This window comes from Mycolicibacterium chubuense (assembly GCF_001044255.1).
Classification (GTDB): Bacteria; Actinomycetota; Actinomycetes; order Mycobacteriales; family Mycobacteriaceae; genus Mycobacterium; species Mycobacterium chubuense.
On record NZ_JYNX01000062.1, the window covers coordinates 1 to 15,403 of the forward strand.

At 69.3% G+C, this 15,403-nt stretch carries 16 protein-coding genes; 12 read left to right on the forward strand and 4 right to left on the reverse strand.

The window, feature by feature from the left end; genetic code table 11:
* Nucleotides 1-124 precede the first annotated feature (124 nt).
* The gene (locus MCHUDSM44219_RS23160) at nt 125-1,072 is read right to left on the reverse strand and encodes a 2-hydroxyacid dehydrogenase (protein ID WP_048420619.1); all 948 of its coding nucleotides are present in this window, start codon (nt 1,070-1,072) and stop codon (nt 125-127) included.
* Nucleotides 1,073-1,382: 310 nt separating this feature from the next.
* Between MCHUDSM44219_RS23160 and MCHUDSM44219_RS23165 the strand changes: the two genes are divergently transcribed.
* The 9 genes from MCHUDSM44219_RS23165 to MCHUDSM44219_RS23205 are packed head-to-tail and all read left to right on the forward strand — an operon-like array spanning nt 1,383 to nt 10,768.
* Nucleotides 1,383-2,936 (forward strand): ABC transporter substrate-binding protein, encoded by a 1,554-nt coding sequence (locus tag MCHUDSM44219_RS23165; protein WP_048420620.1) that lies wholly within the window; start codon nt 1,383-1,385, stop codon nt 2,934-2,936.
* Between the two features lie 20 nt (nt 2,937-2,956).
* The gene (locus MCHUDSM44219_RS23170; RefSeq protein WP_048420621.1) at nt 2,957-3,886 is read left to right on the forward strand and encodes an ABC transporter permease; all 930 of its coding nucleotides are present in this window, start codon (nt 2,957-2,959) and stop codon (nt 3,884-3,886) included.
* Nucleotides 3,887-3,937: 51 nt separating this feature from the next.
* A complete protein-coding gene (locus MCHUDSM44219_RS23175) occupies nt 3,938-4,885 on the forward strand; it encodes an ABC transporter permease (RefSeq protein ID WP_236695572.1) in 948 nt (315 codons plus the stop codon).
* 11 nt (nt 4,886-4,896) lie between these two features.
* On the forward strand, nt 4,897-5,904 hold the full coding sequence (locus MCHUDSM44219_RS23180) for an ABC transporter ATP-binding protein (protein WP_048420623.1): 1,008 nt from the start codon (nt 4,897-4,899) through the stop codon (nt 5,902-5,904).
* A gap of 7 nt (nt 5,905-5,911) precedes the next feature.
* Nucleotides 5,912-6,919 carry an ABC transporter ATP-binding protein gene (locus MCHUDSM44219_RS23185; RefSeq protein WP_109777933.1) on the forward strand — a complete coding sequence of 336 codons (1,008 nt, stop codon included), beginning with the start codon at nt 5,912-5,914 and terminating at the stop codon, nt 6,917-6,919.
* Nucleotides 6,916-7,638, forward strand: a complete 723-nt coding sequence (locus MCHUDSM44219_RS23190; protein ID WP_048420625.1) for a sulfite exporter TauE/SafE family protein — start codon at nt 6,916-6,918, stop codon at nt 7,636-7,638. The genes MCHUDSM44219_RS23185 and MCHUDSM44219_RS23190 overlap by 4 nt, the downstream gene beginning before the upstream one ends.
* A gap of 10 nt (nt 7,639-7,648) precedes the next feature.
* On the forward strand, nt 7,649-8,446 hold the full coding sequence (locus tag MCHUDSM44219_RS23195; protein ID WP_048420626.1) for an IclR family transcriptional regulator: 798 nt from the start codon (nt 7,649-7,651) through the stop codon (nt 8,444-8,446).
* 17 nt (nt 8,447-8,463) lie between these two features.
* Nucleotides 8,464-9,801, forward strand: a complete 1,338-nt coding sequence (gene gudD, locus MCHUDSM44219_RS23200) for a glucarate dehydratase (RefSeq protein ID WP_109777929.1) — start codon at nt 8,464-8,466, stop codon at nt 9,799-9,801.
* A 1-nt stretch (nt 9,802) separates the two neighbouring features.
* On the forward strand, nt 9,803-10,768 hold the full coding sequence (locus MCHUDSM44219_RS23205; RefSeq protein ID WP_048420628.1) for a 2-hydroxyacid dehydrogenase: 966 nt from the start codon (nt 9,803-9,805) through the stop codon (nt 10,766-10,768).
* 68 nt (nt 10,769-10,836) lie between these two features.
* Here the strand turns inward: MCHUDSM44219_RS23205 and MCHUDSM44219_RS23210 are convergent, their stop codons facing one another.
* Nucleotides 10,837-12,003: a DUF7159 family protein gene (locus MCHUDSM44219_RS23210; protein WP_048420629.1), complete on the reverse strand. Its 1,167-nt coding sequence runs from the start codon at nt 12,001-12,003 to the stop codon at nt 10,837-10,839.
* Nucleotides 12,004-12,074: 71 nt separating this feature from the next.
* Nucleotides 12,075-12,239 (reverse strand): hypothetical protein, encoded by a 165-nt coding sequence (locus tag MCHUDSM44219_RS29835; RefSeq protein ID WP_157868782.1) that lies wholly within the window; start codon nt 12,237-12,239, stop codon nt 12,075-12,077.
* A gap of 207 nt (nt 12,240-12,446) precedes the next feature.
* On the opposite strand from MCHUDSM44219_RS29835, the gene MCHUDSM44219_RS30070 reads away from it, so the two are divergent.
* From MCHUDSM44219_RS30070 to MCHUDSM44219_RS23225, 3 genes are all read left to right on the forward strand, one after another.
* Nucleotides 12,447-12,659, forward strand: coding sequence for a hypothetical protein (locus tag MCHUDSM44219_RS30070; RefSeq protein ID WP_048420630.1), 213 nt, complete (start codon nt 12,447-12,449; stop codon nt 12,657-12,659).
* Nucleotides 12,660-12,704: 45 nt separating this feature from the next.
* The gene (locus tag MCHUDSM44219_RS23220) at nt 12,705-13,625 is read left to right on the forward strand and encodes an SDR family oxidoreductase (RefSeq protein ID WP_048420631.1); all 921 of its coding nucleotides are present in this window, start codon (nt 12,705-12,707) and stop codon (nt 13,623-13,625) included.
* 151 nt (nt 13,626-13,776) lie between these two features.
* Entirely contained in the window at nt 13,777-13,974 is a 198-nt protein-coding gene (locus tag MCHUDSM44219_RS23225) for a hypothetical protein (RefSeq protein ID WP_048420632.1), read from the forward strand.
* Between the two features lie 10 nt (nt 13,975-13,984).
* Here MCHUDSM44219_RS23225 and MCHUDSM44219_RS23230 read toward each other — a convergent pair whose 3' ends face one another.
* Nucleotides 13,985-15,226 carry a PE-PPE domain-containing protein gene (locus MCHUDSM44219_RS23230; protein ID WP_236695566.1) on the reverse strand — a complete coding sequence of 414 codons (1,242 nt, stop codon included), beginning with the start codon at nt 15,224-15,226 and terminating at the stop codon, nt 13,985-13,987.
* Nucleotides 15,227-15,403: the final 177 nt, after the last annotated feature.

Here is a 15,403-nt window from a genome sequence, read left to right on the forward strand (position 1 = left end):
GCCGAACCTCAGACCCGAACCGCCGCCCACTGCCCACTCAGCAACCCCCCAGAACACCGGATGTTGCAGTGACCGTATGAATCCGCCCGCCCGATCGCGACCAGGAATGCTATTCCGCGGTCAGTCAGACGGGGGTGACGAGGCGGCCCGTGCTGAGGAAGCTGTCCAGGTTGCGCAGCGTCAACGCTTCCATGGCTGCCCGCGTCTGCACGGTCCCGCTGCCGACATGCGGCAGCAGCACCACGTTGGGCAACGCGAACAACTCCTCGGGCACCTTGGGCTCGTCGGCGAACACGTCAAGGCCCGCGCCGGCGAGCCGACCCGTCAGCAGCCTCGACACCAGCGCGTCCTGATCGACCACGCTGCCGCGGGCGATGTTGACCAAATACCCCTGCGGGCCGAGCGCATCGAGCACCTCGGCGCTCACCAGTCCGCGGGTACCGTCGCCGCCGGCCGCGGCGATCACCAGCACGTCGACCCCGCCGGCGAGCTCGACGGGCGACGCGGCATACGTGTACGGCGAATCGGGCACCTGGTGGCGGTTGTGATAGCTGATCGTGCAGCCGAACGCGGTGAGCCGGTGCGCGATCGCCTGACCAATGCGGCCCAGGCCGATGATGCCGACTCGGGTGTTGCTGACCTGACGGGTCAGCGGGTAACTCCCGTCGACGGGCCAGCGGCCGGCGCGCACATACCGGTCCGACGCCGAGAACTGCCGCAGGGTGTCGATCATCAGACCCACCGCGGTGTCGGCGACGCAGTCGGTGAGCACGTCGGGGGTGTTGCTCACGCCGATGCCCCGCGCCGCGGCGGCGTCGACGTCGACGGTGTCGTATCCGACGCCGAAGTTGACGATGGCGCCGAGGTTCGGCAGCGCCGCCATCAGCGCGGCATCCACGCCGGTACGGCCCGACGTGACGGCCGCGGTGACGTCGGCGCCGTGCTCGGCCAGGAACGTCGCGCGCTCGGACGGAGACTCCGGCAGCGTCCTGGCGGCGTAGTCCTCGGCCAGCGTCTTGGCCAGCGAGGGCTTGAGGGGACCGACCTGCAGAACCGAACCGGGAGTGCTCATAGTGCTCCCCACGCTACGGCGACCTGGGAATACCCGTCCACGTCCGAATTGGCATGGACTTATAGCGAAACGGCATTGGCGGGTGATTGCGCCACGCGTTCCGGTATCGACAGCCCCCGTCTACGCCCAAAGGTGCAGTTCAAGGACGGTTTCGCAGGACCCCCGGCGCCTCACGTCCACCGCAGATTCAGCCGGAAACGGCCGTTTCACCGGGGTTGACGCTCTCCAAAACGCGCTCATACGGTGTGGTTGCCATCACAGATTTCATCTACATACGTGGACGTCACAAGCCCCCAGCCCGGGAGGATTCATGAAACCCGCAGCCCTCGTCGCGCTCGCCCTGACGGCGGTCACCGTCACGGCCACCGGCTGCTCGGTCGCCAACACCGGCGGGGGCCGGTACGACCCGAACACGCTGCGCATCGTGCTCCAGCAGGAGCCGCCGACGCTCGAACCGTGCGAGAGCTCGCTGACCTCGACCGGCATCGTGGTCCGCTCCAACATCACCGAACCGCTGCTCGAGCGCGACGCCACCACGGGCGACCTCACCCCTCTGCTGGCCACGAAGTGGTCGCAGACCAGCCCGACGCAGTGGACGTTCCAACTCCGCGACGGCGTGACCTTCTCCACCGGAGCGCCCTTCACCGCCGAGGACGCCGCCTTCTCGATCGACCGCGCGGTGAACTCCGACCTGCAGTGCAACGTCGACGGCTACGTGTTCGGCGACGAGAAGCTCAGCCTGCAGACCCCCGACCCGACCACCGTGGTGATCGGCACGACGGAGCCCGATCCCATTCTCCCGCTGCGCATCTCGTTCGTCGAGATGGTCCCGCGCACCACCAGCACGACCGAGAAGGTGCGCGAGCCCATCGGTACCGGCCCCTACGCGATCGCCACGTGGGACTACGGCCAGAAGCTGACGCTGCGGCGCAACCCGACCTACTGGGGTGCCCCGCCGGCGTTCGCCACAGCCGAATACCGCTGGCGCAGCGAGGGAAGCGTGCGCGCCGCGATGATCATCAACGACGAGGCCGACATCGCCACCGGCCTCGGCCCCGAGGACGGTGCCGGCGATCTGGGTGTGCCGTTCCAGAACAACGAGACCACGGCCCTGCGCATGCAGGCCACCGAACCGCCGCTCAACGACATGCGGGTACGCCAGGCCATCAACTACGCCGTCAACCGCACCGGCATCGTCAAGGCGCTCTTCCGCGGTCTCGGTCAGCCCGCTGCGCAGTTGATCCCGTCCGGCGTGGTCGGCTACAACGATCAGCTGCAGCTGTGGCCCCACGACACCGAGAAGGCCAAGCAACTGATCGCCGAGGCTAAAGCCGACGGCGTACCCGTGGACACCCAGATCCGGCTGATCGGCCGCACCGCGCAGTTCCCCAACATCAGCGAGACCATCGAGGTGCTGCAGGCCGAGTTCACCGAGATCGGGCTGAACGTCAAGATCGAGATGATGGACACGGCCAACCAGCTGGAGTACCAGCTTCGGCCCTTCCCCCCCAACCCCGGCCCCTACCTGCTGATGATCATGCACGGCAACCAGGCCGGTGACGCCGCGTTCACGATGGACCAGTACATGCTCTCCGACGGGCCCCAAGCCGCCTACGGGACAACGGAATTCGACAAGAAGATCCGGGCGGCGGAAGCACTGACCGGGCAGGCCCGCCAGGACGCGTTCGCCAAGCTGTTCGCCGAGGAACCGCAGGACATCATGCAGATGGCCTACATCGCCCACATGAAAGGCATCCTCGGCAAGTCGGCGCGCGTCGACTACACCCCCGACCCGGCCACCGGCGACGAGATGCGGCTCGCCGCGATGACCCCCGCCGGTGCCGACCGCACCGACCAGTCCTGAGAAACAGGAAGGCCCAGCCCATGTTCTCCTTCGTCCGGCGCCGGATGTACTCCAGCGCACTGCCGTTGATCATCGTGCTGCTCGGGGTGTTCCTGCTCGCCCGGCTCACCGGTGACCCGACGAACCTGTATCTGCCCGAGTCGGCCACCGCCGACCAGCGCGCCGAGTTCGCCGCGGCCAACGGCTTCAACGATCCGCTCATCACGCAGCTGATCGACTACTTCAAGGGTGTCGTCCATCTGGACTTCGGCACCTCGCTACGCACCGGCGAGTCCGCGGCCGACATGGCGCTGCGGGCCTTCCCCGCCACCCTGCAACTCGCGATCACCACGATGCTGCTGGCGATCGTGGGCGCCGTGGTCATCGGCTGCTGGGCCGCCTACCGCCCCAACTCGCTGGCCGACCGGTTCTCCAGCCTGTTGTCCATGACCGCCGCGTCGATCCCCGACTTCTGGTTCGCCATCACCGGGGTCTGGCTGTTCGCGGTGCTGCTCGGGTGGCTGCCCACCTCCGGCGTCGACGACGGGATGCTGAGCTGGATCCTGCCGATCGCGACGTTGATGATCCGCCCGCTCGGTGTGCTGACCCAGGTGGTGCGCGGGGCGATGGTCTCCGCGCTGTCGGCGCCCTACGTGCGGCTGGCACGCAGCAAGGGCGCCAGCGACTTTCGCGTCGTCAGCCACCACGCCCTGCGCAACGCCGCCGCACCTGCGCTCACCGTCGCCGGCGACCTGGCGGTCGGCCTGATCAACGGCGCGGTGGTGGTCGAGGCGATCTTCGGCTGGCCCGGCATCGGCAAGCTGATGATCGACGCGATCCTGCAACGCGATTTCGCGGTCCTGCAGGCCGCGGTCCTACTCACCGCGGTGAGCATCTTCCTGCTCAACATCTTCATCGACGCCTGCTACGCGTTGCTCGACGCGCGGGTGCGGGAACCGGCAAAGGTATAAGGGGACAACGTGACTCAGATCGATCTGATCCCGGTCAAGCCCACGACGGCGATCGTCGGCGAGGACGACACCGAGGCCTCCCGCCAGCGGGGCGGTGCCCTGTGGTTCCGGCTGCTGGTCAACGACCGGGTGGCCTTCGCCGCGGCCTGCGTGCTCGGCCTGGTGTTCCTCACCGCGCTGCTCGGTCCGGTCCTGGTGGGCGACCTCGCCACCCGCATCGACCTGGACAACTCCAACCAGGCCCCGTTCACACTGAGCCACGGCTGGGCGAACGTGCTGGGCACCGACCCGCTGGGCCGCAGCATGCTCGCCCGGCTGATCGTCGCCTGCCGCACCACGCTGTCGGTCGCACTTCCCGCGGTGATCATCTCCGCGATCGTCGGCTCGGCGATCGGCATGTGGGCCGGCTACTACAGGGGCTGGCGCGAGGCCCTCGCGATGCGCATCGCCGACGTGATCATGAGCTTCCCATCGCTGTTGCTCGCCGTCGTCGTGCTGTACGTGTTCTCCCCCAGCGCCGCCAACATCGTCCTGGTGCTGGCCATCACCCGCATCCCGGTGTACCTGCGCACCGCCCGTGCGGAATCCGCCGAACTGCAGAGCCGGGTGTTCGTCGACGCCGCCCGTACCTTCGGCGCCGGCGCCGGCTCGATCATCGGCCGGCACGTGCTGCCGATCGTGCTGCCCACGCTGCTGACCGTCGCGACGCTGGACTTCTGCTACGTCATGCTCGCCGAGAGCTCCCTGAGCTTCCTCGGCATCGGCATCCAGCCGCCGGACGTCAGCTGGGGCCTGATGGTCTCTCAGGGCCGCACCTACCTGCACAGCGCCTGGTGGCTGTCGTTCTTCCCCGGTTTGGCGATCGTCATCACCACCGTCTCGGCGACGATCCTGGCGGCCTGGGCGCGCATCGCCACCGACCCGGGTCAGCGGTGGCGCCTCACCGTCCCGCAGAAGCGGCTCGCTGCATTCACCAAGACCGGAAAGCGCCTCCCATGAAAGACACTGTGATGACCGCACTCGCCGATCACGACCTGCACCTCGACGCCGCGCCCGTCCTCGAGGTGGACGGACTGTCCGTCGAGGTGCGCACCATCTCCGGGACGCTACGCGCGGTCAACGAGGTGTCGTTCGGCGCCCGGCGCGGCGAAACCCTGGCGCTGCTCGGCGAATCCGGTTGCGGTAAGTCGATGACCGCGACGGCCCTGGTGGGCCTGCTCGAGCCGGTCGCCGACATCGTCGGCGGCAGCGCACGACTCGGCGATGTCGATCTGCTGCGCGCCGACCGTAAGAAGCGCCGCGAGATGGCGGGCACCGAACTGGCGATCGTCTTCCAGGACGCGCTGACCGCGTTGAATCCGCTCTACACCGTGGGAACCCAACTGGCCGAGCCGTTCCGGATCCACCAGCGGCTCTCCGCGAAGGAAGCCAAGCGCAAAGCCGTGGACCTGATGGCCCGCGTCGGCATCCCGCAACCCGAGACGCGGCTGAACTCCTATCCCCACCAGTTCTCCGGCGGCATGCGCCAGCGTCTGCTGATCGCAATGGCCGTAGCACTCAACCCGAGCGTGCTGATCGCCGACGAGCCCACTACCGCTCTCGACGTCACCGTGCAGGCGCAGATCATGGCGTTGCTGCGGGATCTGCGCACCGAATACGACATGGCCGTCGTACTGATCACCCACGACCTGGCGTTGGTCGCCGAGGAGGCCGACCGGGTCGCGGTGATGTACGCCGGCAACATCGTCGAAACCGGCACCGTCGCCGAAGTTTTCGCGAACCCGCGGCATCCCTACACCAAGGGCCTGCTGAACTCGGTGCCGGTCAACGCGCGTCGCGGGGACACCCTGAAGTCGATCGGCGGCACCCCGCCCGACCTGCACGCGATTCCCGAAGGCTGCGTCTACCAGGCCCGCTGCCCGCTGGCGCAGGAGATCTGTACGACGACGCGGCCCGCCCTGACCGGCACCAGCCGCACGGCAGCCTGCCACTTCCCGGAAGAGGTCACTGATGTCTGATCGAATGATGACGGATGACACTTTGCTCGAGGTCCGCGACGTCCGGAAGTCGTTCCGCGTGCCGCACGCGGGCAAGAACCTCCTGTGCGCGCTCGACGGCATCACCCTGGATCTGAAGCGCGGCGAGACCCTCGGCCTGGTCGGCGAATCCGGCTGCGGGAAGTCCACACTCGCACGCACCCTGATGATGCTCGAACGCCCCGACGAGGGCACCGTGCGATTCGACGGCGTCGACCCGTTCAGCCTCAAGGGCGCCGAACTGCTCACGTTCCGCCGCCGCGTGCAGATGGTGTTCCAGGACCCCTACGCGTCACTGAACTCCCGCATGTCGGCGGCCGAGATCATCGCCGAGCCGTGGCGCAGCCACAAGGGTGTGGTGAAGAACCGCCAGGACCGCGACATGCGGGTGCGCGGCCTGCTCGATCTGGTCGGTCTGGGCGCCAAGGCCGCCGCGAAGTATCCGCAGGAGTTCTCCGGCGGGCAGCGGCAACGCATCGGCATCGCCCGCGCGCTGGCGCTCAATCCCGACGTGATCATCTGCGACGAACCGGTTTCCGCGCTCGACCTTTCGGTCCAGGCGCAGGTGCTCAATCTGCTCAACGACCTGCAGGACCAGCTCGGCATCAGCTACATCTTCATCTCCCACGACCTGTCGGTGGTGCGTCACGTCGCCGACCGCGTCGCGGTGATGTACCTGGGCAGGATCATCGAGAACGGTCCCACCGAAGCGGTGTACGAGCGGTCCAACCATCCCTACACGGCGGCGCTGATGTCGGCGGCCCCCACACTCGACGGCGAGCAGCGCGGCAACCGGATCCTGCTCAAGGGTGAGGTGCCGTCGCCGATCAACCCGCCGTCGGGGTGCCGTTTCCGGACCCGGTGCTGGAAGGCCACCGAGGTCTGCGCGACGACGCCGCCACCCGTCGCCGCGGATCCCGAGACGCCCGGCCACGCCGCAGAATGCCACCATCCCCTGCTGCTCGAAGGGAGTGGGCGTGAGACCGTGCCGGCATGAGCCTCGCGGGGTACGGCGTTCTCGCCGTGGCAGTTCTGCTCGCGTCGGCGCTGCAGGCCTCGATCGGGTTCGGGATGGGGATGTTCGCCGCACCGATCGTCGCGCTGGTGGAGCCGTCGCTGATCCCCGGCACGCTGATCATGGTCGCGACGCTGGTGACGCTCATCGTGGTGATCCGGGAACGCGAGGCGATCGACCTGTGGGGCACCGGGTGGGCGCTCGTCGGGCGGGTACCCGGCACGATCGCGGGCGCGCTGCTGCTGGCCGCGCTGCCGCACCGGGCGCTGTCGCTGCTGCTGGCCGCCGTGGTGCTCGGCGGAGTGGTGCTGACCAGCAGTGGCTGGATCCCTGCTTCGCGGCGCCGCAACGTGGTGCTGGCCGGTGCGACGTCCGGACTGCTCGGGACGGCCACCTCGATCGGCGGTCCGCCGATGGCTTTAGTGTGGCAACGCAACTCGGGATCCCGGCTGCGCGGCACGATGAGTGGGTTCTTCCTCGTCGGATCGGTGCTGTCGCTGATCGTGCTGTCGGTGACCGGCGCCGTCGACCATCGGACCTGGTGGGGTTTCGCCGTCCTGATTCCGGCGGCGCTGGCCGGTTACCTGCTCTCGACGGTGCTGAACCGGCACCTCAATCCGACCCGCCTGCGCTGGCTGGCGATCGGCGTCTCCGCCGCGGGCGCGGTGCTGCTCATCGGCCGCGAACTGCTGGCATTGTGAGGGAGCCGCTGTGACAGAGGATATTCCGGTCCGGAAGGTCAAGTCGGCGGTGCGCACCGTCGAGCTGCTCGAGTACCTCGCCGCCCGGCACGACGATCCGGCCCGGTTGCGGGAGATCAGCGATGCGCTCGAGATGCCGCGCAGCAGTGCCCATGCGCTGCTGCGGACTCTCGTCAGCCAGGGGTGGGTGCGCTCGGACCCGAGCGGCACGCTGTACGGCATCGGTATCCGCGCCCTGCTGGTCGGGACCAGCTACCTCGACAGCGACCCGTACCTGCCACTGATCGTCCCGTTCCTGGAAGACCTGCGCGCCGCCCTCGACGAGACATTCCACCTCGGCCGGCTCGACGGCACCGACATCGTCTACCTGGCCACCCGGGAGTCGAAGCAGTACACCCGCACCGCGAGCCGGGTGGGCAGACGGCTGCCCGCCTATGCGACGTCCCTCGGAAAGTCGCTGCTGGCCGAGCGGTTCGGCGTCGACCGGGACCGGCACGTCCCCTCCGCGCTGACCCCGCTGACCGTCACGACGATCACCGACCGCGGCGCGCTCGACCGCGAGCTCGACGAGGTCCGGCTGCGCGGGTACGCCTGCGACGACGAGGAGAACACCGTGGGGCTGCGGTGCTTCGCGGTGCCGCTGCGCTACTGCCGGCCCGCGCAGGACGCGATCAGCGCGTCGGTGCCCGTCGACCGGCTCGATCCGCAGCGGGAACGCGAGATCGTCGACACCCTGCGGGCCATGGGGGACAAAGTGTCCCGGGTGGTCCGTCCGCTCGCCAACGGCGACAAGTGGTTCGCGTCATGACGCCTGAGAGGAACACCATGAGAACGCCCGTCGTCACCGACGTCACCGTCATCCCGATCGCCGGCCACGACAGCATGCTGCTGAACCTGTCCGGAGCACACGGGCCCTTCTTCACCCGCAACCTGCTCGTCGTCTCCGACTCCGCGGGCAACACCGGCGTCGGCGAAGTGCCTGGCGGCGAACCGATCCGGCGCACCCTCGAAGACGCCCGCGCGCTCGTCGTCGGCCGCAGCATCGGCGACTACCACGCCGTCCTCAACGACGTCCGCCGCACCTTCGCCGACCGCGACGCCGGTGGCCGCGGCGCGCAGACCTTCGATCTTCGCGTCACCGTCCACGCGGTCACCGCGATCGAGTCCGCCCTGCTGGACCTGCTCGGCCGGCATCTGGACGTGCCGGTCGCGGCGCTGCTCGGCGACGGTCAGCAGCGCAGTCGAGTGCAGGCCCTGGGCTACCTGTTCTTCGTCGGTGACCGCACCAGAACCGATCTCGCCTACCGCTCGGCGGCCGACGAAGCCGACGACGCCGATGACTGGCTCACGGTCCGCCACGAGGAGGCCCTGACTCCCGACGCCGTCGTCCGGCTGGCCGAGGCAGCGCGGGAGCGCTACGGGTTCGCCGACTTCAAGCTCAAGGGTGGGGTGTTGCCCGCGGCCGACGAGGCCAAGGCCGTCATCGCGCTGGCCGACCGCTTTCCCGACGCCCGAATCACGTTGGACCCCAACGGCGGATGGCTGCTCGACGACGCGGTCCGGATCTGCCGCGAGCTCACCGGCGTACTGGCCTACGCCGAAGACCCCGTCGGTCCGGAGGGCGGGTTCTCGGGCCGCGAGGTGATGGCCGAATTCAAACGCGCCACGGGGCTGCCGACGGCGACCAACATGATCGCCACCGACTGGCGCGAGATGGGCCACGCGATCCGGTCGGGCGCCGTCGACATCCCGCTGGCCGATCCGCATTTCTGGACGATGGCCGGCTCGGTGCGCGTCGCGCAGCTCTGCGAGGCGTGGGGTCTGACGTGGGGATCGCACTCCAACAACCACTTCGACGTCTCGCTGGCGATGTTCACCCATGTGGCCGCTGCCGCGCCCGGCGACATCACGGCCATCGACACACACTGGATCTGGCAAGACGGCCAGGCCATCACCACCGCGCCCTACGAGATCGTCGACGGCCATCTGACCGTGCCCGACGCACCGGGGCTGGGCGTGACGCTCGACGAGTCCGCCGTCGCCGCGGCGCACGCGCTGTACACCCGCGAGGCGCTGGGCAGCCGTGACGACGCCGTCGCGATGCAGTACCTGATCCCCGGGTGGACGTTCGACAGCAAACGCCCTGCGCTGCAGAGGGATTGACGTGAAAATCGTCGTCGCGGACCCCAACCTCCTCCCCCATCGCGACCGGTTCGAGGCGATGGCGCCGCCGGGATCGGACATCCGCTGGCTGATCACCGGCGTGCCCGAGGCCGAACTGCGCGACGCCGAGGTGTACGTCGGCAGCCGGTTCACCGCGGACATGGCGCGCACCGCCGAGAAGCTGCGGCTGATCCACGTCGCGGGTGCAGGTACCGACAAGGTCGACTTCGCGGCACTATCGCCGGACATGCTGGTCGCCAACACGTTCCACCACGAGCGCTCTATCGCGGAGTACGTGGTGGGCGCTGCGGTGATGCTGCGCCGCGGGTTCCTCACCCAGGACCGCGCTCTGCGCGACGGCGTGTGGGCGACCGCGGTCTACGACCGGTCCCTCGCGCAGCCGCCGACGCTCGGCGACGCGCACATTGGGTTTCTCGGTTTCGGCCACATCGGGATGCGCAGCTGGAATTTGTTGCGGGCGTTCGGGTGTACTGCCGCCGCAGTCACCGGATCAGGCGCCGTGGCGCCCGATGCCGGGCTGACGTGGGCAGGGGACACCGGTCAGTTGGACCGCCTGATGCGCGAGAGCGACGTCGTCGTGGTGTCCGCGCCGCTGAACGCGAACACCGAGGGCATGATCGGCGCGGCCCAGCTCGACGCGCTGGGCCCCGACGGGGTGTTGATCAACGTCGGCCGCGGCCCCCTGGTGCAGGAGCGGGCCCTCTACGAGGCGCTGGCGGGTCGGGTGATCGCGGGTGCGGCCATCGACGTCTGGTATCGCTACCCGAGCGGCGACAACGGTTGCGCGCCCAGCGAATTCCCGTTCGGTGAGCTACCCACCGTCCTGATGACCCCGCACTCGTCGGGCATCACCGCCGACACGTTCGCCGGCCGCGTCGGAGACGTCACCGCGAACATCACCCGGCTGCAGCGCGGAGAGCCGCTGCGCAATCTGGTCTCCGGCTGACCCGCCGAAACTGCATTCCGGCAGACATCCACTCGCACTTCCTCAGCCGGAATACAGTTTCGGCGGGATCAGGGATTGTATTGCGGTTCGTGGAAGCGGTTGATGATCGGGATGCGCTCGATGATGCGATCGCGCAGCCGCGGCTGCTGGGCGTCCACGGTGACCGGGGGCGGCACCGCCGCGGGCAGCGGGCCGCCCGGCTGAACCAGGACCGGCGCACCGGGCGCGGGCGGCAGATAGTTCGGCGGCGCCGGCGGCGGCACGTAGTCGGGCGCCGGCGGCGGGACGTACTCGGGCGCGGGAGCGATCGGCTCGTCGTACACCGGCGGTGGCGCCTCCGGGGCGGGCATCTCGACGGCTTCGGGCGCAGGCATCTCGTTGACGACGGGTGCGGCCGGCGCCGGTGGCGGGGCGGCCGGAGAGGGAGGCAGGATCTCCGCGGGCCGCGGGGCGGCCTCCCGGACCGGCTCCTGCACCGAGCGGACCATCTGGGGCGACGGGGTGTCGGGCGTCAGGCTCAAGCCCACCGCCGCCGACGCCGACACGACGAGCGTCACGACGGCGGCCGCGAGCACCGAGGCCAGCACGGCCGTCGGCGAGAGCCGCGCGCCCCGGCCGTTCGGCTGGGCGTCGAGCATGGCCACGGCGGACGCCGACGCCAGCGCCGCGCCGCGGGCGAGCGCCAGGTCAGCCTGGTCGGCGGAGATGACCGGCACGTCGGTCCGCCGCTGCAGCGTGGCCACCGCGCCCGCGACGTCGCCGGACCCCAGCACGAACACCGCGTCCGGCGCGACAGCCTCGACGTCGCCGAACTCTCCCTCGTCGACACGGTCGGCGATCACCCCGTCAGGGGTGACCGTGGCCAGCACCGACGGGCCCGGCTCGGCGACACAGACGACCACGCGCTCACAGCCGGCCATCTCGGCGATGCCCAGCGCCAGGGCCTCGGCGGCCTCGATGTCGGACACCGCGATGACGTTCTCGACGCCGCGGTCGGTGAGCGCCTGCCAGACATCGCTGGCGGCGCTTTCGGTAGCTGCGGCCCAGGTCAGACCCACCGCGTGCACCCGGCGGGGCGCGGCCTCGGCCATCAGCGAGTCGAGGAGGGCGCCCGCGTCGAGATCATGCAGAGCCCGCGATCCGCGGGTCAGAGTGGCGCCGTCACCGGTGGTTCCCTCGACGAGCACCCAGCGCGCCGATGACGACGTCATCGACAAGCCGAGTACAAGGTCCATGACGTAACGATCCGATCTCTTTGCGACTAACGGTCGACCCTACCGCGCGCTGTCGCGCCCGCAAATCCCGATCAGGACGTCCCGTCGAGCAGCCCGCGCCGCCACGCCATCGCCGCGTGCGCGGTCATCTCGTGAAAGGCCAGCCAGGAAAGGTTCGCATCGCCCATGCAGCGGTGCGGCTCCCCCAGCCACGTCGGCCGCTCGGCGCCGCACCGCGGGCACTGCGCGCAGGTCATCGTTCGAACATCCCACGCCGGCCGGCCCGCCGCATCGCCGAGTAATCGACGCCACAGCGATGTCCCCCGATCGGAGGACATCACATTCCGCCCTCCCTTCCACCAGCCGACGGACAGACGTGGGCCGCCCACCCCGGCATTCTTGGTGCATCGCCGGAACACACCGGCGCAGAAGTTCAAAGATCAACGTACACAGGAGAATTCACCATGAACGCACGTACCCGCTTCCTCGCCCTGCCACTGCTGACCGTCGGCATCCTCGGCGGAGCACTCGGCGTGGCCGGCACGGCGGCCGCCCAGACCACCACCACCGTCAGCCACGGCGGCCACGTCGCAACCACCCCGCGCGACACCCGGTCGCACATGCCCACCCAGTTCCGCGTCTTCGGCGAGCGGCACGCCTCGCGCCTCGACCGCTGACCAAACCGCCTTGGCACCAGGGCCGCGGAGGCCGACACTGAGGTGATGGTGTGGCAGCCCGACGCAGAGGCCCTGCGGGGCCGGGTCGCGCTGGTGGCCGGCGCCACCCGCGGAGCGGGCCGCGGCATCGCTGCAGCGCTCGGTGAAGCGGGCGCGACGGTGATCTGCACGGGTCGCAGCAGCCGCACCGCCACCCTGCAGTCCGACTATGACCGCCCGGAGACGATCGAGGAGACGGCCGAGCTGGTCGACAGCCTGGGTGGCGTCGGTGTTCCGCTGCCTGTCGATCACCTCGACCGCGCCCAGGTCTGCGCGTTGGCAGATCGCCTCCGCGCCGATCACGGCCACCTCGACATCCTGGTCGATGACATCTGGGGCGCCGAGATCCTCAAGGGGCCCCCGGCCCGGTGGCACACGCCGATCTGGAAGCACGACCTCGACGACGGGCTGCGCATTCTGCGACTCGGTGTCGAAACGCACCTGATCACGTCGCATTTCCTGCTGCCGCTGCTGATCGACCGGGCCGGCGGCCTCGTCGTCGAAGTGACCGACGGGACGACCTCGTACAACGCGGCGCATTACCGGATCTCGGCGTTCTACGGCCTGGCCAAGGTCTCGGTCAATCGGCTGGCGTTCGACCTGGGTCACGAGCTCGCGCCCTACGGGTGCACCGCTGTGTCACTAACCCCGGGATGGCTGCGCTCGGAGATGATGCTGGACAACTGGGGCGTCACCGAGGACACGTGGCGCGACGCGCTGCAGCCCGACCGGGCCGACGGCCGTCCGACCGCGCCCGATGCGTTCGCCGAATCGGAATCGCCGCGCTACGTCGGCCGCGCCGTGGCCGCGCTGGCCGCGGACCCGGGCCGGGCACGCTGGAACCAGCTCTCGGCGACCTCGGTCCAACTCGCGCGTGAATACGGGTTCACCGACCTCGACGGTCGCTGCCCGGACAGCTGGGCCTAGTTCCGCATCCCCCGATCGGTGGACACCGCATTCATCTCCCGCATCCACCGGGCAGTGGACAGACCCGCGCGCAGCACCGGGGCATGCTCATCACAACGCCAGAAGCATCCGGCGGAGCCACCCGAAACATCACTCGCCCAGGGAGATTGACATGAACATCCGCACCCGCTTCCTCGCCCTTCCCCTGCTGACCGCCGGCATCCTCGCCGGTGCTCTCGGCCTCGCGGGCACCGCCTCCGCCGACAGCGCCCCGCCGTCATCGGACAGCCACGCTGCCGCGACCGCACAGCATCCCAAGTCGGAGCCGCAGGCTCAGCGGCACCATCACCACCGGCGCCACGAGGGATAGTTCCCTCGGCTCAGGAGGCGGCCTGTTCGGCAGCGGAGCCGGCGGCCGCCGCACTGTGTTCGGTCGTCGGGGCTTTGTCGGCCTTCGCCGGGGCGTCGGTCTCGGTCTCACTCTTCGTCGTGGTGCTGCTGCCGGCCGTGTCGGTGTCGGTGGTGTCACTCGCCGGCTCGTCGTCGGCGACTGCACGCAGATGCTTACGCGGCTGCCAGGCCGTCCGTTTGGCCGCCGTTTCCTGCGGCTCCTCGCCCACCTGCGGCTCGGGCTCGGGAGCCGAGCGCTGCTGCGCGGGGGCGACGGCCGGTTCGTCCACCGACTCCACCGCGGCCGTCGCCTGCCGGCGCGGGAACAGCGTGGCCCGCATCGGAACGCTGTAATCGTCTCGGTTGTAGGCGGTTTCGATGAACTTCCGGAGCGGGGCGTCCAGTGCCGCGATCACCGGGTCGGGCAGGAAGGGGTCCAGCGGCATCAGCAGCGGGATCGGGTAGGTCTTGACGACGTAGTAGGCGGTGTTGGATTTCGCGTCGAACTGGTAGTAGTCGCTGTCGCCGGAGTTCCTGGCTGCTTCGAGATCCCCCTCTGTCAACTGGAACTGCGTATTCCCGTGCACGAGAGCCATTCCCGCGAAGGCGTTGGCGATTGCCACGGGATTCCAGAGGTAGGTGGGGAAATCCGCCCAGCCGTCGTACTGGCGGGCGACATCGATGGTGTAGTCGCCGTTGTCCGGGGTGGCCCCATTGAATGTGACGTCGAGAATTGGGATGTGCAGCCCCTCGAACCGTTCCAGGATCCCGCCGTTGGGCCGGTTGGGATTCGCCACGAGGACGTAGGTGTTGCCGGTGTGGTCGGCCTTGTACTGCGAGGCGACGGCGGCGCCCTGCGAGAAGCCGAAGATGATGTCACCCGGCGCGGGCTGGGCCGCCGCGAGGTTGGCCACGCCCTCAGCGACGGAGTCGTCGAACGTGAGGTCCTTGAAGCCGCCGTGGGAGAACGGCCGGAAACCCGCGTTGTAGTCGACCTTCTCGTAGGGAAGGTCGGGCTTCGGCGCCGCCGTGCCGTTGACCACGACACCGATGAAGTCCTCGTACTCCTGCTGTGTCGGTTGGTAGCCGATGTTGGTGCCGCGCAGGTAGTGCAGCGTCGCGAGCAGCTGCGGACTGACCGACATCGACGGCGCGGTAGCGAGCAGCGCGGCCCCGACGACCGCGACCCCCGCCATCCCGATCGCGGACAACGCGGCCTTGGCCCTCCGCACGCCGCGCTTCCCGGATTCCGGCTTGTGCTTCCGGTGCCGACCCTGTGTGCCTGCCCGACGATTCCCCATTGCCTCCCCCTCGTAGAGTCAGCAGCAGTGTACGTCGGGAAATTTGCTGACATACCCACTTCGCGGCATTCGCACCGAAGTCGATCATGATCAGAGCCGACGGTCGCT